The following is a 21,843-nucleotide window of genomic DNA, read 5'->3' as shown; positions in this document are numbered from 1 at the left end:
CTCTATCTTTCTGAAAAGACTTTACGGCCGGGTGTCCGCGAGGATGCCCGGCCGATTTCTTGCGCGGTGTCGATGAAGGCCCTGAGCTTCGGCGCCATCGCCGCCCGGCGTGGAAAATAGAGGAACAGCCCCGGTTCATCGATCGAGGTGTCGCGCAGGACTTCTACCAGCCGGCCGGCCTCTACGTCAGCCCGGACAAGCGGCTCGAACAGATAGGCGAGGCCGATGCCGGCCAGCGCCATATCTCGCGCCGAAAGCGGATCGGTGAGGACGACGCTGCCGCGCGTCTCGACGCTGATATCCTTGCCCTGGTCGTTCAGGTCCCAGCGGTAGAGAGCACGCGATCGCAGCAGCCTGTATCCGATGCAGTTGTGCGCCGAGAGATCGGCCAGCGTCGGTGGCTGTCCATGACGGCCAACATAGGCCGGAGAGGCGACGACGATGGTGCGGAAAGGCTGGGTCAGCCGCACCGTCACCATGTCCTCGGCGATCATCTCGCCAAGCCGGATGCCAGCGTCGAAACCTTCGCCGACGATGTCGCTCAAGCGTTCGTCGGTGACGATCTCCACCGTCACGTCGGGATAACGCTCCGCCATTGCCGACAGGATGGGCATCAGGGCCAGAGGCAGCGCAATGCGCGGCGCGTTGATCCTGAGCAGCCCGCTCGCTCTGCCTTTGACCGAGCGGATACGCTCCATCCGGTCCGCGATGTCTTCCAGCGCCGGCTCCGCTGCCGCGACAAGCGCCTCGCCGGCCTCAGTCAGAGCGACACTGCGCGTGGTGCGGGCAAACAGCGGTTGGCCGATCCGCTCCTCCACCAGCCGCACCGCATGGCTGACTGCCGACGGACTCATGCCGAGTTCGGCGGCGGCCAAGGCAAAGCCGCCGCGCCGCGCCACAGCGACGACGACAGGAAGATGGCTGAGCAGGTCTCGATCCATTCATGAACAATATCGCATAGTCCATGCTAATAATGCAAACTTATCAATCGGACAGAGGAGGCGCATCTAGGCTGCATTGAACACCAATTCTGTAAGCAGCAAGGAGACGACCCATGACCATGTCCTATTACACGCTCGGCAACAGCGGGCTGCGTGTCACCCGCCTCGCGTTCGGCACTATGACCTTCGGCACGGAATGGGGCTGGGGAGCCGAAAAGGAAACGGCCCGCGCGATGGTCGATGCCTATGTCGAGGCCGGCGGCAATTTCTTCGATACGGCCGACGCCTATACCGGAGGCACATCCGAAACCTGGCTTGGCGAATTCATCGCCGAGCGTGGGCTGCGCGACAAGGCGGTGATCAGCACCAAATTCAGCATGAACCTCGAAGAAGGCAATCCGAATGCCGGAGGCAACGGCCGCAAGAACATCATCCGCGCGGTCGAAGGCTCGTTGAAGCGCCTCAGCACCGATTATATCGATCTCTACATCCTGCATGCCTGGGACAGGCTGACGCCTCCGGAGGAGGTGATGCGGACGCTGGATGATCTGGTCCGCGCCGGAAAGATCCGCCATGTCGGCCTGTCGGACGTGCCGGCGTGGTACGCAAGCCGGGCCCAGTCGGTAGCCGAGCACCGCGGCTATGAACCGGTTTCGGCGCTTCAGCTCGAATATTCGCTGGCGGAGCGCAACATCGAACATGAGTTCGTGCTATTCGGCACGCGCCACGGTGCGGGTATAATGGTCTGGAGCCCGTTGGCCAGCGGTCTGCTCAGCGGGAAATATCGTTCCGATACAGTGAATGGGGCAGGCGGCAGGCTGGAGACGATGCGCGGCTCGACCAATCCTGGGTTTCAGAAATTCAACGATCGCAACTGGGAGATCGTCGCCGAGCTGGAAAAGGTCGCAAGTCAGCTCGGCCGCAGCATGGCTCAGGTCGCCTTGAACTGGGCCGCGACCCAGCCCGGCATTGCGTCGGTGATCATCGGTGCGACGAAGCTGGATCAACTCAAGGACAATCTCGGCGCGCTCGATTTCGACATTCCGCAGGAGCTTCGGGCACGGCTCGATGCGGTGAGCCGACCAATCACACCCTTTCCGTATTCGTTCTTCGGCTCGGAAATACAGGGCGGCCTTACGGGAGGCCAGGCGGTCGGCGATAAGCCGGCTGGCTATCTGCCGGATCTGCTCATGCAAGGTGCTTTTGCTGGCGTAAGCTAAGAGGGGAAGAGAGTTTTCCGGCTCGGGCGCCGCGTGACATCGCGGCGCCCTTCGTGTATCGGAACGCCAATGTTTCGGGGCAGCGCCTGCGCGGGGAAGCCGCCCCAGACGCGTCACACGCATAATGATGAGGACCAGATGACGGTGAAGCCCCTCTATCGACGTGTCTTGCTGAAAGCTTCGGGCGAAGCGCTGATGGGTGAACAGCATTTCGGCATCGACGTATCGGTGGTCGATCGCATCGCTGCCGACATCGCCGAGGCCCGCGCCCTGGGCATCGAGGTCGGCGTCGTCATCGGCGGCGGCAACATCTTTCGCGGCGTGGCGGTTGCGTCCAAGGGCGGTGACCGGGTCACCGGCGACCACATGGGCATGCTCGCCACCGTCATCAACTCGCTGGCGCTGCGCACTTCGCTGAACAAGATCGGCGTCGACGCGGTGGTGCTGTCGGCAATCGCCATGCCAGAGCTTTGCGAGAGCTTTTCGCAGCGCCAGGCGACCGCCTACATGAACCAGGGCAAGGTCGTCATTTTCGCCGGCGGCACCGGCAATCCGTTCTTCACCACCGATTCGGCCGCGGCGCTTCGCGCGGCGGAAATCGGCGCCGATGCGCTGTTCAAGGGCACGCAGGTCGACGGCGTCTATTCGGCCGATCCCAAGAAGGACCCGAATGCTACACGCTTCGAGCGCATCAGCCATGGCGACGTCATAAAACGCGGCCTTTCGATCATGGATACAGCCGCGATTGCACTTGCGCGCGAAAACAACATTCCGATAATCGTCTATTCGATCCACGAGAAGGGTGGTTTCGGTGATATTCTGAGGGGCGGCGGCCGTTGCACGGTCGTCGCGGACGACTGATCGGGAGCACTATCCCGAACCGAGGGTCCGCGTAAGCGAAAAGCGGGAGCCGGTTTCGGATTGAGGCTCGAACACGGGGTTATCCCTGAACAGTGAACCCGGGCTAACGGGTCGAGGAGACGATGATGAGTGGCGAATACGATGATCTCAAACGGCGCATGGACGGGGCGATCGCTGCGTTCAAGCACGATCTGGCTTCGCTGCGGACCGGTCGCGCCTCGAGCAACCTGCTCGACGCAATCCAGGTGCAGGCCTATGGCACCACCATGCCTATCAACCAGGTGGCGAACGTGTCGGTGCCGGAGCCGCGCATGATTTCGGTTTCGGTCTGGGACAAGTCGATGGTCGGCGCGGTCGATCGCGCCATCCGCGAATCCAATCTCGGCTTCAATCCGATCGTCGACGGCACCAATCTTAGAATTCCGCTGCCCGAGCTCAACGAGCAGCGCCGCAAGGAGCTGGTCAAGATCTCGCACGGTTATGCCGAGAATGCCCGCATCGCCGTGCGCCACGTGCGCCGGGACGGCATGGAGTTTCTCAAAAAGGCGGAAAAGGACGGCGATATCAGCGAGGACGATCAGCGCAAGCGGTCCGACCAGGTCCAGAAGCTCACCGACGAGATGATCGGCACCATCGACCATCTGCTTTCCGATAAGGAAGCCGAAATCATGCAGGTTTAAGGGTCCGACCCGAAAGCGAAACTATGACAAGCCCCGCGCATGTCGCGATCATCATGGACGGAAACGGACGCTGGGCCAAAGCGCGCGGCATGCCGCGGCTTGCCGGGCATCGTGCCGGCGTCGAGGCGCTGCGCAACACGGTGCGCGCCGCTCCTGGCCTCGGCATCTCCTTCCTGACCGTCTACGCTTTCTCGTCGGAAAACTGGTCGCGACCGAAGTCCGAAGTCAGCGACCTGATGGGCCTCTTGAAAATCTTCATCCGCCGCGATCTCGCCGAACTGCACCAGAGCGGCGTGCGGGTCAGGATCATCGGCGACAGGGCAGGGTTGCAGCCTGATATCAGGACCCTGCTTGAAGAGGCCGAAACGCTGACCATGCGCAACGAGGCGCTGACCCTGGTCATCGCCTTCAACTATGGCGGGCGTGACGAGATCGTGCGCACGGCGCGCAAGCTTGCCTCGGCGGTGGCGCGCGGCGAGCTCGACAGCGAGGCGATCACGGCCGAATCCTTTGCCGGCTCTCTCGATACCCAGGGTATTCCGGACCCTGAACTGGTCATCCGCACCAGCGGCGAACTCAGGCTGTCGAATTTTCTTCTGTGGCAGGCGGCCTATAGCGAGCTCGTCTTCCTGCCTTGCTACTGGCCCGATTTCAGCCGCGAGCATTTGGCCGACGCATTGCGCGATTTCGCTGGCCGCGAGCGCCGTTTCGGCGGGCTTGGCTCTCAAGACGTCGCCGTGACGGCCAAGGGATGAGCAACCTCCAGCTTCGTGTTATTTCCGCCATCGTGCTTGCCGTCGTCACGCTTGGTCTGACCTGGCTCGGCGGACTGCCTTTCCGGTTGCTTTGCGCCGCCATGTCGATCCTGATCTTCTATGAATGGACGCGAATGTGCCGCCCGGTCGCCGCCACGGGTCTTGGTCTTCTGCCGGATGCGCTGCTTCTGGTCTTCGTCGTCGCCTTGGTTGCCGGCCTGCCTGCGTCCTGGCTGCTGCTTCTTGGAGCAGTGATGGTCGTTGTCACCGTGGTCGTGGGTTCGATGCGCCAAACGGGACAGTGGGACCCGTCAGGCCTTGCCTATGCCGCCATTTCTGGCCTGTCGCTTGCTCTTTTGCGCGACGGCGATCATCCCGGCCTCGTCGCCATTCTTTTCCTGTTCGCGGTGGTTTGGGCGACCGACATATCAGCCTATTTCGTCGGCCGCGCTGTCGGCGGCCCGAAACTGGCGCCGTCGATCTCGCCCGGCAAGACGCAGAGCGGGGCACTCGGCGGCGCGGTCGGCGGCGTGGTTGCCGGACTGCTTTTGGCCGCCGCGGCCGGAGCCGGCAATCTCGCAGTGCTTGGCGTCGTTGCGCTCGTGCTTTCGATCGTCGCCCAGGCCGGCGACCTTTTCGAATCATGGGTGAAGCGCCGCCACGACCGCAAGGATTCGGGCACGCTGATACCTGGCCATGGCGGTGTCATGGACCGGGTCGACGGGCTTGTCGCGGCGGCCTTCGCCCTGTACGTCATCGGCTGGATTTCGGCGACCGCCGACCATCCGGCGCAGGGGCTGTTTCCAGCTTGATCGGCATTGTGTCTTGACTTGCGCAGGATGCGCCATGGATTCGCCTGGATTGATGTCACAGTCGCGGTACGCCCGTGCTGCGGACGAGTTTTGAGGACATGAGTTGAACGAGATTCTTCACGCGGTTTTCAGCACGGAGGGCTTTTTCCTCGGCACGCTGGTGCCTTTCCTGTTCGTGCTGACCGTGGTCGTGTTCGTCCACGAGATGGGCCATTACCTCGTCGGCCGCTGGTGCGGCATCGGCGTAAAGGCCTTTTCGATTGGCTTCGGCCCGGAACTCTTCGGCTTCAATGACAGCCATGGCACACGCTGGAAACTCTGCGCCATTCCGCTTGGCGGCTATGTCAAATTCGTCGGCGACATGAATGCCACATCGAGCCAGCCCAGCTCGGAGGAGCTCGAATCGCTGACCACTGCCGAACGCAAGATTGCCTTTCACACGCAGCCGGTCTGGAAGCGCGCGGCGACTGTGGTGGCCGGCCCGCTGTTCAATTTCCTGCTGACGATTGCCGTCTTTGCGGTGCTGTTTTCCGCCTATGGCCGCCCTGTGATGGAGCCAATGGTGGCTGAAGTCACCGCCGGCAGTCCGGCCGCCAGGGCTGGCATCCTGCCCGGTGACCGATTCGTCAGCGTCAACGGCAGCAAGGTCCAGACGTTCTCCGACGTCCAGCGCCTGGTTTCGGGCCGCGGCGGCGATGCTATCACCTTCGTCATGCTGCGCGACGGCAAGGAGATCACCGCCACGGCGACGCCGGAGCTGATGGAGCAGCAAGATGGGCTGGGCAACAAGGTCAAAGTGGCCGTGATCGGCGTCGTCAACAATCAGGAATTCGGCCAACCCAGGCTAGTCACTTACAACCCGATCGAAGCGGTAGGGGCGGCGGTCGAGGAGACGGGATACATCATTCAGCGCACCGGTCAGTTCCTGCAGCGTTTCGTCGTCGGGCGCGAAGACAAATGCCAGCTGGGCGGCCCAATCAAGATCGCAAAGATGTCGGGGCAGGCGGCGAAATTGGGCTTCGACTGGCTTGTGCAACTTGTCGCGCTGCTGTCGGTCGGCATCGGCATTCTCAACCTTTTGCCGATTCCCCCCCTCGACGGCGGCCATCTCTTATTCTACGGCGTGGAGGCCGTCATTCGGCGACCGGTGTCGGAGCGGATGATGGAGATGGGCTATAGGGCTGGCTTCATGCTCGTGTTGGGCTTCATGGGGTTCGTTTTCTGGAACGATCTGTTTGGGTGCTGAAATCATGAAGAAATTTGGCTTCGGCACAGCCAACGTTGAGACGCCGTTTACCATGCATGGGGATATGCGTGACGCGAAAGCCACGCAACAGGGTTAAGTAAATACAAATTAACCAGGAGCCTTGCGTGTAGGGAAAATCCGGTTAATACGGTAGGGGAAATTACCGCACGTCCGGTTTTCTCGCCGTGGGGACTTCGAGAAAAGGTACAAAAGCCCGATGAAGGCAGCATCCAAGTTTTTGAGCGCCGCGTCCGCGGTGGCCCTGTCCGCCGCTCTGGTCGTGCCAGGTGCGCTCGCAGTGCAATTCGTTGCCACATCGGCGGCCGAGGCCGCTGTTGTCTCAAGAGTTGAAGTCAGCGGCAATCAGCGTGTCGACGCCGACACGATCCGCAACTACATCACAATCAAGCCCGGCAAGGCCTTTTCCAGCGCCGATATCGACGATGCGGTCAAGGCGCTGTTCGGCACCGGGCTGTTCTCGGACGTCCAGATCAACCAGGTCGGTTCGTCGCTGGTCGTCAAGGTTTCCGAATATCAGGTCGTGAACCAGGTGCTGTTCCAAGGCAACAAGAAGCTCAAGGACAACGCCCTTGCGGCCGCGGTTCAGTTGAAGCCGCGCGGAACATTCTCGCAGCAGGCGCTCGATGCCGATGTCGAGGCGGTCAAGGCCGCCTACAGGCGTATCGGTCGCGACGACGCCGCCGTGACCACCCAGATCATGGATCTCGGCGACAACCGCGTGAACGTGGTCTTCAACATCAACGAAGGCGGCCGCACGCAGATCGCCGCGGTCAATTTCGTCGGTAACAGCGCCTATTCAAGCCGTCGCCTGTCCGACGTCATCTCAACCAAGCGCTCGACCTTCCTCTCGTTCGTGCTGCGCGACGACGTCTATGACGACGACAAGCTGCGCGCCGATCAGGAGCTGCTGCGCCGTTTCTATTACAATCACGGCTATGCCGATTTCCAGGTGGTTTCCGCGGTCGGCGAACTCGACGAGACCACCAACAAATATACGGTGACCATCACCGTGCAGGAGGGCGATCGCTACACATTCGGCGAGGTCAGCGTCGAGAGCACGATTCCCGAGGTCGACGGTGCGTCGCTGCAGTCGGTGGTCGAGACCCACAAGGGCGATGTCTACAACGCCAAGAACGTTGAAGACACCATCATCGCGCTGACCGAGAAGGTTGCCGGTTCCGGCTATGCCTTCGCTCAGGTGACGCCGCGCGGCGACCGCAATTTCGAGAACCACACCATTTCGGTGGTCTATACGATCGACCAAGGCACCAAGGCCTATGTCGAACGCATCGAGATTCGCGGCAACGACCGGACACGCGACTATGTCATTCGTCGCGAATTCGACGTCAGTGAGGGCGATGCCTTCAACCAGGTTCTCATCCAGCGCGCGAAGAAGCGGCTGGAAGCGCTCGATTACTTTGAAAAAGTCGAGGTTTCCACCGTGCCCGGCTCTGAGCCAGACCAAGTGGTGCTCGTGGTCGACGTGGTCGAGAAATCGACCGGCGAGTTCTCGGTTGGCGCCGGCTATTCGACCGGCGGCGACACGTCAGGCCCATCCATCGAAGGCTCGATCACCGAGCGCAACTTCCTCGGACGCGGCCAGTTCATCAAGTTGTCGGCGGGCGGCGGCAAGAATTCGCGCGACTACAGCTTCTCCTTCACCGAACCCTATTTCCTTGGGCGGCGTATCGCTGCCGGTTTCGATGTCTTCAACCGGACCAGGAACTACGACGAATACGAGAGCGAGACGATAGGCGCGACAGTGCGCTTCGGCCTGCCGATCACCGACAACATCTCGACGCAGCTTGCGTATAATATCTCGCAGGAGAAGTATAAGCTCGATGACGACTGCGATGTTGACAATGATGGCGAGCCCGACGCCGGCTGCGACGTCTCTGAGGCAATCTTTGAAGGTATTCAGGAAAGCCCGTGGCTCAAGTCGTCGGTCAGTCTCGGCCTGGTCTACAACACCATCGACGACATGAAGAACCCGCATGAGGGCATCTACGCCAATGTCACCACGGAGGTGGCCGGGCTCGGCGGTGACGCCAAGTTCGTCAAGGTGACGGCGCGTGGCAGCGTCTACCAGACATTGTCGGAGCAGCTTGATCTGGTCGGCTTGGTTTCGGGCGGGGCAGGCCACGTCCAAGGCTTCGGCGGCGGCGATCTGCGCATCTTCGATCATTTCCAGAGCAGTGACCGCATGATCCGCGGCTTTGCCTATGGCGGCATCGGCCCCGTCGACTCGGACGGATTTGATGACCATCTCGGCGGCACCACCTATTTCAACGCCTCGGCGGAAGCCCAGTTCCCAATGCCGGTCATTCCGGAGAGCTTCGGCCTGCGCGGCGCGGTCTTCGCCGATGCGGCAACGCTCTATGGCAGCAAGGTCAGTGCTGATTTGGTCGATCAATCGACAACCGACATGCAGTGGCGCGCCTCGGTCGGCGTTGGTCTGATGTGGGCGTCGCCGTTCGGCCCGATCCGCATCGACTATGCGATCCCGGTCCTCAAGGAAGACACCGACGACGTGCAGGAATTCAACTTCGGCATATCGACCCGCTTCTGATCGGCGGCAACGATGTTTCCGGGCCGTTGGGGCCCGGAAGAGAGTGATCCGACACTACAGCGCCGCGCGTCCTCTTGGACGCGCAAAGAACGCTGTAGCACTTTGATTTTGCGCATGATCCCCAGCGAAAATCGATTCCGATTTTCCGGGTCATGCGCTAGCTGGATATAGCTTCTGGAATGACCGATCCGGTGTTCTTCGCGCCCTCACGCCGGTATACGGCTGGCGAAGTCGCGAATCTGACCGGCTCGGTGCTTGTCGATTCCGGCCAGTCCGACATATCGATCGAAGCCTTGGCGCCGGCGAGCGAAGGCGGCGAGCATGCCCTTGTCTTCGTCGACGGCAGACGCAACTTCGCGCTGATGCAATCGCTGCGGGCGGCGGCGGTCCTCTGTCCCGCCGAATTTGCCGGCAAGGCGCCGGCGGGCATCGCGGTTCTGGTCCATCCGCGCCCGCAACAGGCTTTCGCGATGGTCGGACGGCTTCTTTTCCCGGCTGCCGCTACACCGGCGCCGATGACCGGCGAAACCGGTATCTCACCGCATGCCCATATCGATCCTTCGGCGCACATTGAGGCCGGCGCGATCATCGAGGCCGGCGCGATCATCGGCCCCCGCGCTTCTATCGGCAGCGGATCCGTCATTGCTCCTCATGCCGTTATCGGTCCCTCCTGCCAGTTCGGCCGCGATGGCTATGTCGGTCCGGGCGCCAGCATCCAATACGCCCTGATCGGCAACCGCGTCATCATCCATGGCGGCGCCCGCATCGGTCAGGACGGTTTTGGGTTCGTGGCCGGCGCCAAGGGCCCGGAGCGCGTCCCGCAAATCGGCCGGGTCGTTATCCAGGACGATGTCGAGATCGGCTCGAACACCACGGTCGATCGTGGCGCCATGTCCGACACGATCATCGGCCAAGGCACCAAGATCGACAATCTGGTGCAGATCGCCCACAACGTTCGCATCGGCCGCAACTGCATAATCGCCGGTCTTTCGGGTATTTCCGGTTCCGTAACGGTGGGCGACAACGTCACCATGGGTGGCGGTGTCGGCCTTGCGGATCACCTGACCATAGGGACAGGGGCCAAGCTTGCCGCAAGAAGCGGGTTCATGAGCAACGTCCCTGCGGGCGAGATTTGGGGAGGGTATCCGGCACAGCCGATGGCGGAAGCCATGCGGGAGATCGCGGCCCTGCGAAGACTGGCCAGGGCGCGCAAATCCGGCGACGGAGGGAATAGCTGAGATGGTGGCGGCGACGACGCTCGAGGCGGTCGACATATTGGGGCTGATGAAGCTCCTGCCGCATCGCTATCCGTTCCTGATGATCGACCGCATTATCGACATCGATGGCGACGAGTCCGCTATCGGCATCAAGAACGTGACCATAAACGAGCCGCATTTTCAGGGTCATTTCCCGGACCAGCCGGTAATGCCCGGCGTGCTGATCGTTGAGGCGATGGCGCAGACGGCCGGCGCCATCTGCATCCGCAGCCTTGGCACCGAAAAACCGTCGCTGGTCTATTTCCTGACCATCGACAACGCCAAATTCCGCAAACCGGTCGTTCCCGGCGACCAGTTGAAGATCCATGTGAAGAAAATCAAGAAACGCGGCAACCTTCTCAAATTCGCCTGCGAGGCTCTGGTCGACGGCGTCAAGGCCGCGGAAGCCGAGATCTCGGCGATGATGGTTACGAGCGACTGACGATCGAATGCTTATGAAAATCCAGACAGTGATCCATCCATCTTCGGTCATCGAGGCAGGCGCTAAAATCGGCGAAGGCGTCCGCATCGGGCCGTTCTGCCACATCAGCGCCGACGCAGTGATCGGCGACCGCGTCGAACTGGTCAGCCATATCTCGGTGATGGGCGCGACCACCATCGGCGCGTCGACCAAGGTCTATCCGATGGCGACACTGGGCGCGCCGCCGCAGAACACCAAGCACAAGGGCGGCCGCACCACGCTGGTCATCGGTGAGAACTGCACGATCCGCGAAGGCGTGACCATGCATCTCGGCACCGATTCCAGCCGCGGCGAGACGACAATCGGCGACAATGGCAACTTCCTTGCCTACGCCCACATCGCCCATGACTGCATCGTCGGCAAGAACGCCACCTTTGCCAATCAGGCGACGTTGGGCGGCCATTGCGAGATCGGCGACAACGTCTATATCGGTGGCCTCACCGCCGTTCATCAGTTTGTCCGCGTCGGCGACAACGCCTTTCTCGGCGGTTGCTCGGCAATCGTCGGCGATGTCATTCCCTACGCCATCGCCGTCGGCAATCGCGCCAAACTTCGCGGCCTCAACATCATCGGCCTGAAGCGCGCCGGCCTGCCGCGCTCCGAGATCCATACGCTGCGCAAGGCCTACAGGACAATCTTCGATCGCTCCCGAACCGTCGGCGAAAACGTCGAGTTCGCCAAGGCGGAATTCGCCTCCTCACCGACCGCCATGAAAATCATCGATTTCATCGCCAGTCGCGGCAAGCGGCACTATGCCGTCCCGTCGCTCAGGGGTGGCGACGGCGACGATGCAGATGACGAAAATTGAGGCCACCCGGACGGGCCTTGATCTCGCGCCAGATGCCAGGGTCGGCATCATCGCCGGCGGCGGCAGTTTGCCGGTCGAAGTTGCGATCAGCCTGGCCGGACAAGGCTACCCGCCCGTCATTATCCTGATCGAGGGCGAAGTCGACCGCAAGTCCGACCTCAGCGGCTACGAGCATGAGAGCCTCGCTCTGGAAGACATCGGTTCGCTGGCTTCGTTACTGAGGCGTCGACGGATCAGCCATCTCGTCCTTGCCGGCGAGATCAGGCGCCGGCCGAGACTGATCGACATGCGCCCGAGCCTCGGCTTGCTGGCTGTGGTGCCGTCGGTGGTCATAGCGCTTGCCCGTGGTGACGACGGTCTGTTGAAGGTTTTGACGCGGGCTCTGGAGGCGCGTGGGGTCAAGGTCGTCGGCGCCCATGAGATCGTGCCGGAGCTGGTCGCGGCCGAAGGGACGCTGACCAAGGCAGCGCCGCGCAAATCCGACTGGCGCGACATCGAAGCGGCACATGCGGCGGCAAAGGCCATCGGTGCGCTGGATATCGGCCAGGCAGCTGTCGCGATCGGCGGCCGCGCCATCGCGCTGGAGGGCGTCGAGGGCACCGATGGATTGCTTGATCGAACAAGGCAGTTGCGCGGCCATGGCAGACTTGCCGGCAGAACGCGCGGCGTCCTGGTCAAATGCGCCAAGCCCGGCCAGGAGTTGCGCGCGGACCTGCCCTCCATCGGCCCACAGACGATCGAGGCGGCGCATGCCGCCGGACTTGCCGGCATTGCCGTCGAAGCCGGCCGCTCGCTGGTTCTGGAAGGCCCCACCGTCGTCGCACGCGCCAATGCGCTCGGCCTGTTCGTGATTGGCCTGCCCGCTGCGGAGCCGGCGCATGGCGATTGAGAAACCGCTGAAGATCGCCATCGTTGCCGGCGAGGAATCCGGCGATCTGCTTGGTGCCGACATCGTAGAGGCGCTCAAGCGCGCGACCGGCCGCGAGGTCCGGCTCGTCGGCATCGGCGGCCGCCATTTGCAGGCGCTCGGCCTCACGCCCCTCTTCGACGGCGGCGAGATCGCGCTGATGGGCTTGAGCGCCATCCTGCGAGACCTGCCGCGCCTGATGCGGCGGATCAGCCAGACGGCCAGCGCGGTCGCTGGTGGAAAGCCCGACTGTCTCATCACCATCGACAGCCCGGATTTTTCGCTGCGCGTGGCGAAGAAGGTTCGCGCCGCCGATCCGACGATCCCGATCGTTCACTATGTCTGCCCGAGCGTCTGGGCGTGGCGACCGGGCAGGGCGGTGGCGATGAAACCGTATGTCGACCATATCCTCTGCATCCTGCCTTTCGAAGTGAAGGACCTCGCACGCCTCGGCGGTCCGCCCAGCACCTATGTCGGCCATCGCCTCACGCATGATCCGGGCGTGCTCGGCGCTGCCAAGGCGCAAAGCTTGCCGCGCGATCTGTCCGAGGATCGCGTGAAGACACTGCTTGTGCTGCCCGGCTCGCGTCGCGGCGAGGTGCGACGGCTGGTCGGCCCATTCGGCAAGACGATCTCGATCCTGCGCGCGCGCGGACACCGCTTGCGCCTGCTGTTGCCGACGGTGCCGCATGTCGCCGACCTGGTCAGGGCTTCGGTGGCAAGCTGGGACGAGAAGCCGGAGATCATCCTTGATCCCGAACGCAAATGGCAGGCTTTCGGTAAGGCCGATGCGGCGCTGATCGCATCGGGAACGGTGTCGCTGGAGTTGGCGCTGTCGGGTGTGCCGATGATCTCCTGCTACCGGCTCGATCCGGTCATGCGGATGGCCCAGCGCCTGATCACCGTATGGAGCGCCGCCTTGCCAAATCTCATCGCCGACCGTCCGGTCGTGCCGGAAAACTACAACGAATATGTGCGGCCGCATTACCTGGCGCGGCAGTTGGAGGCGCTGTTTTCCGACACCCCCTATCGCGCATGGCAGAAGGACGGTTTTGCCGAGGTGGCCAGACGCATGGCCGTCGACAGACCTTCGGGCGACATCGCAGCGGGGGTCGTGATGAAGTACATCAACGGGTGAGTAGTGAGTAGTGAGTAGTGAAGAAAATTCCTATTTACTACTCACTACTCACTTTTTCTTTTTACCGCTTCGCAATCGGCACGTAGTCGCGTTCCGGCGCACCTGTATAGAGCTGGCGCGGGCGGCCGATCTTCTGGTGCGGATCCTCGATCATCTCTTTCCACTGCGCGATCCAGCCGACGGTGCGGGCGACTGCGAACAGCACCGTGAACATGGTGGTGGGGAAGCCCAGCGCCTTCAGCGTTATGCCGGAATAGAAATCGACGTTCGGATAGAGCTTCTTCTCAATGAAATAGGAGTCGGTCAGCGCGATCTTTTCCAGCTCCATGGCGATGTCGAGCAGCGGATCGTCCTTGATGCCGAGTTCGCCCAGAACCTCATGTGCCGTCTTCTGCATGATCTTGGCACGCGGATCGTAGTTCTTGTAGACGCGGTGGCCGAAACCCATCAGCCGGAACGGGTCGTTCTTGTCCTTGGCGCGGGCTATGAATTCCGGGATGTGGTCGACATGGCCGATCTCGCCCAGCATGTTCAAGGCCGCCTCGTTGGCGCCGCCATGGGCCGGTCCCCACAGGCAGGCGATGCCGGCGGCGATGCAGGCAAACGGATTGGCGCCCGACGAGCCGGCGAGGCGGACGGTCGATGTCGAGGCGTTCTGCTCGTGATCGGCGTGCAGGATGAAGATGCGCTCCATCGCACGGGCCAGCACCGGGTTGATCTTGTATTCCTCGCACGGCACGGCAAAGCACATATGCAGGAAGTTGGCCGCGAAATTCAGCTCGTTCTTCGGGTAAATGAAGGGCTGGCCGATGTGATATTTGTAGGCCATCGCCGCGATCGTCGGCATTTTCGCGATCAGCCGCATCGATGCGACCATGCGCTGATACGGGTCCGAGATGTCGGTGGAATCGTGATAGAAGGCCGACAGCGCGCCGACCACGCCGCACATCACCGCCATCGGGTGCGCGTCGCGGCGAAAGCCGGTGAAGAAGCGCGACATCTGCTCATGAACCATGGTGTGGCGCGTCACCCGGTAGTCGAAATCGTCCTTCTGCGCCTTGGTCGGCAATTCGCCGTAGAGCAAGAGATAGCAGACTTCGAGGAAGTCGCCATGCTCGGCCAGCTGGTCGATGGGATAGCCGCGATGCAAAAGGATGCCGGCATCGCCGTCGATGAAAGTGATTTCCGACTCGCAGCTTGCCGTCGACGTGAAGCCGGGATCGTAGGTGAAGGCCCCGGTGGTGCTGTAAAGCGAGCCGATATCGATGACATCAGGTCCGACCGAGCCGCTTCGCACCTTGAGTTCGTGAGTTTTGCCGCCGAACTCAAGTTTTGCAGTCGACGCCTGGGTTTTGCCGCCAAATTCCATTTTTGTCGCAGCTTCGGACATTGCAAACTCCTTTTGGTTTTCTCATGCCGGCAAAGGCGAAATATCTGCAACGCAACACGTCGAAAGGATCGGAGTCCGCGCGTTTGCGCCCGCAATTGGATTTGCGTGCCAAATTGGGCCAAGACCTAATGTTGCACTGCGAAACCCACCTTTCAATGCCAATCTTCTTGGGCCAGTTTTGCTAATCGATTTGATCCGCGACGCGCGCCAGGCTTTCCTCGCGGCCAAGCACGGCAAGCACGTCGAACACGCCGGGCGAGGTGCTCTTTCCGGTGAGCGCGGCACGCAAAGGTTGGGCCACGGCGCCGAGCTTATGGCCGCCGGCCAGCGCATATTCCCGGATCGCTGCTTCCGCTGCTTCGGCCGTCCAATCGCCTGAAATCGTCTTCAGCGCCACGTGCGCGCCCCGCAGGATCTCGCGCGCCCCACCGCCGAGCAATGCAGCCGCCTTCTCATCGATCGGCAGCGGCCGCTCGGCGAACAGGAAGGCGGCACCGTCGGCCAGCTCGACCAGCGTCTTGGCGCGCTCCTTCAGGCCTGGCAGGGCGGCAAGCAACTGCGCCTTGCGCGTGTCGTCGAGACGCGCGGCGATCGCCGGGCCGCCTTCGAGATAGGGCAAAGTGGCGATGAAGATATCGAGCAATTCGGCGTCGTTCATGCGGCGCATGTGCACGCCGTTCAGCGCCTCGAGCTTGGCGAAGTCGAAGCGGGCGGCTCCCTTGTTGACGTCGCCGATGTCGAACCACGCAATCATGTCGGCGATCGACATGATCTCGTCGTCGCCGTGGCTCCAGCCGAGCCGCGCCAGGTAGTTGAGCAGTGCCTCGGGCAGATAGCCCATGGCACGATAGGCTTCGACGCCGAGGGCGCCGTGCCGCTTCGACAGCTTGGCGCCGTCGGCGCCATGGATCAGCGGGATATGCGACATCGCCGGCACGTCCCAGCCCATGGCTCGATAGATCACCATCTGGCGGGCGGCATTGGTCAGATGGTCGTCGCCGCGGATGATGTGGGTGATGCCCATGTCATGGTCGTCGACGACGACGGCATGCATATAGGTCGGATTGCCGTCCGAGCGCAGGATGATGAAATCGTCGAGATCCTTGTTGGGAAAGCGGACATCGCCCTGCACGAGGTCATGCACCACCGTCTCGCCGTCGGCCGGCGCCTTGATGCGGATCGCGCCCTTGGCGCCGGCCGGCGCCTCCGACGGGTCGCGATCGCGCCAGCGGCCGTCATAGCGGGGAGGCAGCCCCTTGGCCCGCGCGCTCTCACGCATCGCCTCCAGCTCAGCCGGCGTCGCATAGCAGTAATAGGCCTTGCCGAGGCGCACCAGCTCCTCGGCGACAGCGCGGTGGCGCGGCGCGCGCTCGAACTGCGATACCGGCTCGCCGTCCCAGGTGAGGCCGAGCCAGGAGAGCCCGTCGAGAATGGCGGCGGTTGCCGCATCGGTCGAACGCCCACGATCGGTGTCTTCAATGCGCAGCAGCATCTTGCCGCCGGTGTGTTTCGAATACAGCCAGTTGAACAGCGCCGTCCGGGCCCCGCCAATATGCAGGAAGCCGGTGGGCGAGGGGGCAAAACGGGTGACGACCTTGTCGGACATGGAACTCTCGGGCAAGCGCAGGAAACCGATGTGGTTGCGCGGACTTTCGCGCGTCGCGCGTTCATGTAGCATAGGAGGTCAAGGGCGCAAGGGGCAGACCCGATGGCTGGACCAGGCCGCGGCGTGGACGAGAGCGAGGGCGCGATCGCGAGCGTCAGCGAACGATCGCTGTTTGCCGACGTTTCTCCCGTCGAGCCGCTACCCGTTTCGCTGCCTGCGTCGCACCCCGGCATCCAGCCTCTCTCGCCGGACCGCTCCGCGCCAATACCGGCGCCAATACCGGCTCCTGTCGTTCATTTCCGCCGTCTTTCACTATCCGCTATCCGCAACAGCGTGGTTTCGGCGGCGGGCATGGAGCTCGACCGCGGCGTCGCCTTCCTGCTGGTGCCGGTTTTCCTGGCATCCGGAGTGATCGTCTATTTCTCGCTTGCCGTGGAACCGGACTTTCCGCAGCCCATTGCCGTGGTGGTCCTCACAGCATTGTGCGCAGCGGTCACGCGGTCATGGCGCAAAACACATTTGTGTTTCATGGCAGCGTTGCTGTGCGCGCTCGGTGTGCTCGCCGCCAAGGTTGAAACCTGGCGCGCGGGAACGCAGATGCTCGGTTCGGTAATCCAGACCCAACTCACCGGCCGCGTCGTCAGGCTCGACCAGATGGCGAATGGCCGGATCAGGCTGACCCTCGACGTGATATCGACCGCCCGGCCGACACTGCGTTATGCACCGGAACGTGTCAGGGTTTCGGCACGCAAAATTCCCGCTGAGATGACCGCAGGCTCGGTGGCAACCGGCTATGCAAGGCTTTTGCCTCCGACTGGCCCGGTTCGGCCCGACAGCTATGACTTCTCCTTTGACAGCTATTTCGCCGGTATCGGCGCCAGTGGCTTTTTCCTCGGCAATCCGAAGATCGTCGCTTCCGAAGATGCACCGTTAGCCGCGCGCCTTTCTTCGTCGATCGAAAAGGCGCGTGAAACCATCGCCGACCATATCAGGGACAGCATCGGTGGCGCCGAGGGGGAGATTGCCGCTGCGCTGATCGTCGGCGTGCGTGCCGGCATCCCCGAAGAGATCAACGAATCGATGCGGCGCACCGGCATCTACCACATCATCTCCATTTCCGGCCTGCACATGGCGCTTGTCGCCGGCACCATCATGGGATTGCTGCGCGGCGCCTTTGCGCTGTTTCCCGATTTTTCGTCGCGCCGGCCGGTCAAAAAATATGCGGCTGCCGCCGCACTCCTTTCCATCGCTGCCTATCTCATTTTTTCCGGCATCGTGGTCGCGGCTGAGCGCAGCTTCATCATGCTGGCGGTAATGCTTGTCGCCGTGCTGTTCGACCGGGCTGCGCTCACCATGCGCAATCTTACGATTTCAGCCATCGCCGTCATCGTCGTGTCGCCGCACGAGGTGGTCGGCCCAAGCTTCCAGATGTCCTTCGCCGCGACCGCGGCTCTCGTGGGCGCCTATGCCGGCTGGTCCGACTATCGTGCCGACAAGGCCACGGCGCCGCCACAGCGACGGTCACCGGCCGCTTTCGTCACGCGGAAGCTCGTCGCTGGAACAGGCACCATCGCCATGACCTCCATCATTGCCGGCAGCGCCACCGCGCTCTTCGCCATCTGGCACTTCCAGCGCGTCTCGCCGCTCAGTCTGTTTGCCAATCTGGCCGTCATGCCGATCGTCACGGTCGTCATGTTCCTGGCGGTCGTCAGCGCCTTGGCAATGCCTTTCGGCTTCGACGGACCTTTCCTCTACATGATGGGCAAGGGGCTGACGGCCATGATTGCAATATCGGGATGGATCTCCGAGCGTTCGCCGGTCGATGCAGTCGGGCTGATTTCGTTGCAGTCGGTTCTGCTGGTGACGGTCGCCCTGGTCATCGCCACGATGGCGACGACATGGTTGCGGCTTGCGGCACTTCCCTTTGCGCTTGCCGGCCTGCTGACGATTTCCGAGACGCGAACCCCCGACGTGCTGATCTCGGAGGATGCGCATCTGGTGGCGCTGCCGATCGGCGGCGGCGAACTTGCCGTCAACCGGGTGCGCTCGAACGAATTCACCACCGACAACTGGAAACATGCGCTGACTTCAGCGACCATTGTCGAGCCGGAGACGTTCGAAAAAGGAGACGTGCGGTTCGACATCGCCGACCCGGCCGACCTGCCGCCGGGAGCGCCTTTCTATTGCACTGCCGGCCTGTGCCTCGCCCGGCATCCGTCCGGCGCGATCATCGCGCTCGCCGACGACCGCAAAATCGCGCGGCCAGCCTGTGCCTTTGCGGACTTGATCGTCATCGACGATGCCACGGCCTATTATAATCCCTGCCGCAACCCGCTGGTCCTCGTCGTGACCAAACGGCAGCTCGCTCGCATGGGCAGTGCCGCCGTCTTTTTCGATCCGCTATCGGCGACGACGCGCGCAGAAATCCGTTTTGCCGTCAAACAGCCATATAGGCCTTGGCATGAGCAGCGGAGATTTTCGCGCGAGGCGAGGGGCCTGCCGCCATACCGTAAGCCTGAGAAACCCAAGAAAGCTGCCGTTCAGTAACGTCGGATCAATCCGACGAGCTTGCCTTGCACCTTGACCCGGTCCGGCCCGAAGATGCGCGTCTCATAGGCCGGGTTGGCGGCTTCCAGGGCGATCGAGGCGCCCTTGCGGCGGAACCGCTTCAGCGTCGCTTCCTCCTCGTCGACCAGGGCGACAATGATCTCGCCAGGCTGGGCGGTGTCGGCGTTGCGAATGATGACCGTGTCGCCGTCGAAGATGCCGGCCTCGATCATCGAATCACCCTTGACCTCCAGCGCGTAGTGCGCGCCGCCTGTGATCATGTCCGGTGGCACCGAGATCGAATGCGTCTGGTGCTGGATGGCATCGATCGGCACACCGGCAGCGATGCGGCCCATCACCGGGATGGAGACAGTGGCAACGACCTCGTCGTCATTGCCGGCCGCAGGCATGCGTGACGGCGCCGGCTTGATCTGTCGGCCGAGGCTGCCCTGCCCAAGGCTGCCCTGCCCAAGGCTGCCCTGAATGACGCTCGGCGAAAATTTGCGCGCCGCATTGAGGCCGGGCGCGATCGAATCGGGCAGGCGCAGCACTTCCAGCGCGCGGGCGCGGTTGGGCAGCCGGCGAATGAAGCCGCGTTCCTCCAGCGCCGTGATCAACCGATGGATTCCCGATTTGGACGCGAGATCTAGCGCTTCCTTCATCTCGTCAAACGAGGGCGGAATGCCGCTTTCCTTCAGCCGCTCGTGGATGAACATCAGCAGCTCATGTTGTTTGCGTGTCAGCATCGCGACCCCCGACAGAATCAGAAAAACAAACCCAGAACAAACACTATCTGTTCCAGTTGTGTTCCGCAACTGTTTAAAGTTTAATGAATGCGTTGACGTTTTGTTCAGCGTAGCATCAGCACGCTGCAGGCGGCACCTGTCGCGGCGGGGGGAGCGAATGGCTCGCGCACGATCAGCCCGTTGGCGTCGGCCAGCATTCTGAGCATCGAGGAATCCTGGATGCCGAACGGCGTCGCCTTGAGCGTGCCCGCGTCTTCCTTCACCACGGCGCGTACATAGTCCTGCCTGATATCGTTGGCCGCCATGGCGGCACCGAGCCGCGCCTGACGCATGTCCTGCCGGTAGGCGCGTCCGCCAAGCCGCGCAAGCAGCGGCTTCAGGAAGAGCTGCGTGCAGACCAGGCTCGCCACCGGATTGCCGGGCAGGCCGATGCAGCGGATGTCGCCCAGCCGGCCGAACATCAGCGGCTTGCCGGGCCGCATGGCGATCTTCCAGAAATCGAGCGTCATGCCTTCGCCGGTCAACACGTCGTGGACGAGGTCGTGGTCGCCGACCGAGGCGCCGCCCAGCGTGACGATGACGTCAGCCCCTGCGTTAACCGCCTTTTTCACCAGCGCGGCAATCGCCTCTTTGCGGTCGGGGGCGATGCCGAGGTCGAGCGCGCTGGCGCCGGCCGAGCGGGCCGCGGCAGCGACGCCATAGGCGTTGGACGAGATGATCTGGTCCGGGCCAAGGTCGCTGCCTGGCGGCAGCAATTCGTCGCCGGTGGCGATGATGGCGACCAGCGGCCGTTTCACCACGCTGACCTGCGGATGGTTGGCCGACGCCGCCAGCGACAACGCCGCCGGATCAAGCAGGCGGCCTTTCTCCAGCAGAACGTCGCCCTTCGAGAAATCGAGCCCGAGGCGGCGGATGTTGCGGCCTTCAACTGTCGACGCGGTCACTTCGATGCTGCCGCCGCCGAGGTCGCGGACATTCTCCTGGATGACGATGGTGTCAGCGCCTGCGGGAAGCGGCGCGCCGGTGAAGATGCGCACGGCCTGCGCCGGGCCGACTGTTCCGGCAAAGCCGCGTCCGGCCGGCGCCATGCCGATCACCGCAAGTGTTGCCGGCACGGAGGCGACATCCTCGGCCCGCACTGCATAGCCGTCCATGGCGGACGCGTTGAAGGGCGGCTGGGTGCGGAGCGCCGCGAGCGGCTCCGCCAGTATCCGGTCGGCGGCGTCCATCAGGGTGACGCTTTCAGCTTGCAAGGGCGCAGCATCTTCAAGCAGGCGCTCGAGCGCGTCGGCAACCGGAAGCAGCGCCATTATTGGCCTGCCTCTTGGGCGTCTACTTTGTAGTCGCCGGATTTGCCGCCGGTCTTTTCCACCAGCCTGATGCCGGAGATCACCATGGCGCGGTCGACCGCCTTAGCCATATCGTAGATGGTCAGGCAAGCGACCGAGACGGCGGTCAGCGCCTCCATCTCGACGCCGGTCTTGCCGGTGACGCGGGCCAGCGCCGTGACCTTCAGGCCGGGCAGCGTCGCGTCCGGTTCGATGTCGACGGATATCTTGGTCAACAGCAGCGGGTGACAGAGCGGGATCAACTCATGCGTCCTCTTGGCCGCCATGATGCCGGCGATGCGCGCCGTGCCCAGCACGTCGCCTTTCTTGGCATCGCCGTCGAGGATCATCTTCAGCGTTTCTGGCCGCATCGAGACAAGACCTTCGGCGATCGCCGTGCGGGTCGTTTCCGCCTTGTCGCCGACATCGACCATATTGGCTTCGCCTTTCGCGCCAAGATGGGTGAGGGCAGCCGTCATCGTCAGACGGCCTTAGAGCGACGTGCGTCCGTTTGGACGCACATAGTACGCT

The 21,843-nt window shown here is 62.8% G+C and carries 18 protein-coding genes and 1 pseudogene; 13 read left to right on the top strand and 6 right to left on the bottom strand.

The genetic code is table 11. From position 1 onward, the window contains the following. Window positions 1-2: 2 nt before the first annotated feature. Window positions 3-941: a LysR family transcriptional regulator gene (locus CIT25_RS14630; RefSeq protein WP_095485254.1), complete on the bottom strand. Its 939-nt coding sequence runs from the start codon at window positions 939-941 to the stop codon at window positions 3-5. Window positions 942-1,054: 113 nt separating this feature from the next. Here CIT25_RS14630 and CIT25_RS14625 point away from each other — a divergent pair, with 113 nt between their 5' ends. The 12 genes and pseudogenes from CIT25_RS14625 to lpxB all read left to right on the top strand — a co-directional run bounded on the left by CIT25_RS14625 (window position 1,055) and on the right by lpxB (window position 13,695). Then, window positions 1,055-2,161 (top strand): aldo/keto reductase, encoded by a 1,107-nt coding sequence (locus CIT25_RS14625; protein ID WP_095485253.1) that lies wholly within the window; start codon window positions 1,055-1,057, stop codon window positions 2,159-2,161. Window positions 2,162-2,299: 138 nt separating this feature from the next. After that, on the top strand, window positions 2,300-3,022 hold the full coding sequence (pyrH, locus tag CIT25_RS14620; RefSeq protein ID WP_095485560.1) for a UMP kinase: 723 nt from the start codon (window positions 2,300-2,302) through the stop codon (window positions 3,020-3,022). A gap of 125 nt (window positions 3,023-3,147) precedes the next feature. Beyond that, a complete protein-coding gene (gene frr / locus CIT25_RS14615; protein WP_095485252.1) occupies window positions 3,148-3,702 on the top strand; it encodes a ribosome recycling factor in 555 nt (184 codons plus the stop codon). Between the two features lie 11 nt (window positions 3,703-3,713). Further along, window positions 3,714-4,457: pseudogene (locus CIT25_RS14610) on the top strand (isoprenyl transferase); the annotation flags it as partial. Beyond that, window positions 4,454-5,269 (top strand): phosphatidate cytidylyltransferase, encoded by an 816-nt coding sequence (locus CIT25_RS14605; RefSeq protein ID WP_095485250.1) that lies wholly within the window; start codon window positions 4,454-4,456, stop codon window positions 5,267-5,269. The pseudogene CIT25_RS14610 and the gene CIT25_RS14605, both read left to right, overlap by 4 nt. Before the next feature lie 103 nt (window positions 5,270-5,372). Next, complete coding sequence (gene rseP / locus CIT25_RS14600) at window positions 5,373-6,515, top strand: RIP metalloprotease RseP (RefSeq protein ID WP_095485249.1); 1,143 nt, start codon at window positions 5,373-5,375, stop codon at window positions 6,513-6,515. Between the two features lie 217 nt (window positions 6,516-6,732). Then, window positions 6,733-9,105: an outer membrane protein assembly factor BamA gene (gene bamA / locus CIT25_RS14595; RefSeq protein WP_095485248.1), complete on the top strand. Its 2,373-nt coding sequence runs from the start codon at window positions 6,733-6,735 to the stop codon at window positions 9,103-9,105. 179 nt (window positions 9,106-9,284) lie between these two features. Continuing rightward, on the top strand, window positions 9,285-10,343 hold the full coding sequence (lpxD, locus tag CIT25_RS14585; RefSeq protein ID WP_095485246.1) for a UDP-3-O-(3-hydroxymyristoyl)glucosamine N-acyltransferase: 1,059 nt from the start codon (window positions 9,285-9,287) through the stop codon (window positions 10,341-10,343). A 1-nt stretch (window position 10,344) separates the two neighbouring features. Continuing rightward, entirely contained in the window at window positions 10,345-10,803 is a 459-nt protein-coding gene (gene fabZ / locus CIT25_RS14580; RefSeq protein WP_095520391.1) for a 3-hydroxyacyl-ACP dehydratase FabZ, read from the top strand. A 13-nt stretch (window positions 10,804-10,816) separates the two neighbouring features. Then, window positions 10,817-11,650 (top strand): acyl-ACP--UDP-N-acetylglucosamine O-acyltransferase, encoded by an 834-nt coding sequence (lpxA, locus tag CIT25_RS14575; protein ID WP_095485559.1) that lies wholly within the window; start codon window positions 10,817-10,819, stop codon window positions 11,648-11,650. After that, window positions 11,637-12,539 (top strand): LpxI family protein, encoded by a 903-nt coding sequence (locus tag CIT25_RS14570; RefSeq protein WP_167391059.1) that lies wholly within the window; start codon window positions 11,637-11,639, stop codon window positions 12,537-12,539. The genes lpxA and CIT25_RS14570 overlap by 14 nt, the downstream gene beginning before the upstream one ends. Continuing rightward, complete coding sequence (gene lpxB / locus CIT25_RS14565; protein ID WP_095485243.1) at window positions 12,529-13,695, top strand: lipid-A-disaccharide synthase; 1,167 nt, start codon at window positions 12,529-12,531, stop codon at window positions 13,693-13,695. Before CIT25_RS14570 ends, lpxB begins: the two co-directional genes overlap by 11 nt. Before the next feature lie 61 nt (window positions 13,696-13,756). On the opposite strand, the gene gltA is transcribed toward lpxB, so the two are convergent. Together gltA and gltX are read right to left on the bottom strand one after the other, a co-directional pair. Then, entirely contained in the window at window positions 13,757-15,085 is a 1,329-nt protein-coding gene (gene gltA, locus CIT25_RS14560) for a citrate synthase (RefSeq protein ID WP_095485242.1), read from the bottom strand. A 181-nt stretch (window positions 15,086-15,266) separates the two neighbouring features. After that, window positions 15,267-16,691, bottom strand: coding sequence for a glutamate--tRNA ligase (gene gltX / locus CIT25_RS14555; RefSeq protein ID WP_095485558.1), 1,425 nt, complete (start codon window positions 16,689-16,691; stop codon window positions 15,267-15,269). A gap of 102 nt (window positions 16,692-16,793) precedes the next feature. Here gltX and CIT25_RS14550 point away from each other — a divergent pair, with 102 nt between their 5' ends. Beyond that, a complete protein-coding gene (locus CIT25_RS14550; RefSeq protein ID WP_095485241.1) occupies window positions 16,794-19,238 on the top strand; it encodes a ComEC/Rec2 family competence protein in 2,445 nt (814 codons plus the stop codon). Here the strand turns inward: CIT25_RS14550 and lexA are convergent. From lexA to moaC, 3 genes are all read right to left on the bottom strand, one after another. Continuing rightward, window positions 19,232-19,984: a transcriptional repressor LexA gene (gene lexA, locus CIT25_RS14545; RefSeq protein ID WP_095485240.1), complete on the bottom strand. Its 753-nt coding sequence runs from the start codon at window positions 19,982-19,984 to the stop codon at window positions 19,232-19,234. The two genes, CIT25_RS14550 and lexA, sit on opposite strands and share 7 nt — an antisense overlap. A gap of 104 nt (window positions 19,985-20,088) precedes the next feature. Continuing rightward, on the bottom strand, window positions 20,089-21,294 hold the full coding sequence (locus CIT25_RS14540; protein WP_095485239.1) for a molybdopterin molybdotransferase MoeA: 1,206 nt from the start codon (window positions 21,292-21,294) through the stop codon (window positions 20,089-20,091). Next, the gene (gene moaC / locus CIT25_RS14535) at window positions 21,294-21,791 is read right to left on the bottom strand and encodes a cyclic pyranopterin monophosphate synthase MoaC (protein WP_095485238.1); all 498 of its coding nucleotides are present in this window, start codon (window positions 21,789-21,791) and stop codon (window positions 21,294-21,296) included. The genes CIT25_RS14540 and moaC overlap by 1 nt, the downstream gene beginning before the upstream one ends. Window positions 21,792-21,843: the final 52 nt, after the last annotated feature.

It is taken from the genome of Mesorhizobium mediterraneum (assembly GCF_002284565.1).
Taxonomy (GTDB): domain Bacteria; phylum Pseudomonadota; class Alphaproteobacteria; order Rhizobiales; family Rhizobiaceae; genus Mesorhizobium; species Mesorhizobium mediterraneum.
The sequence above is the reverse complement of the archived record's forward strand: the minus strand, read 5'-3'. Positions and strand labels throughout refer to the sequence as shown.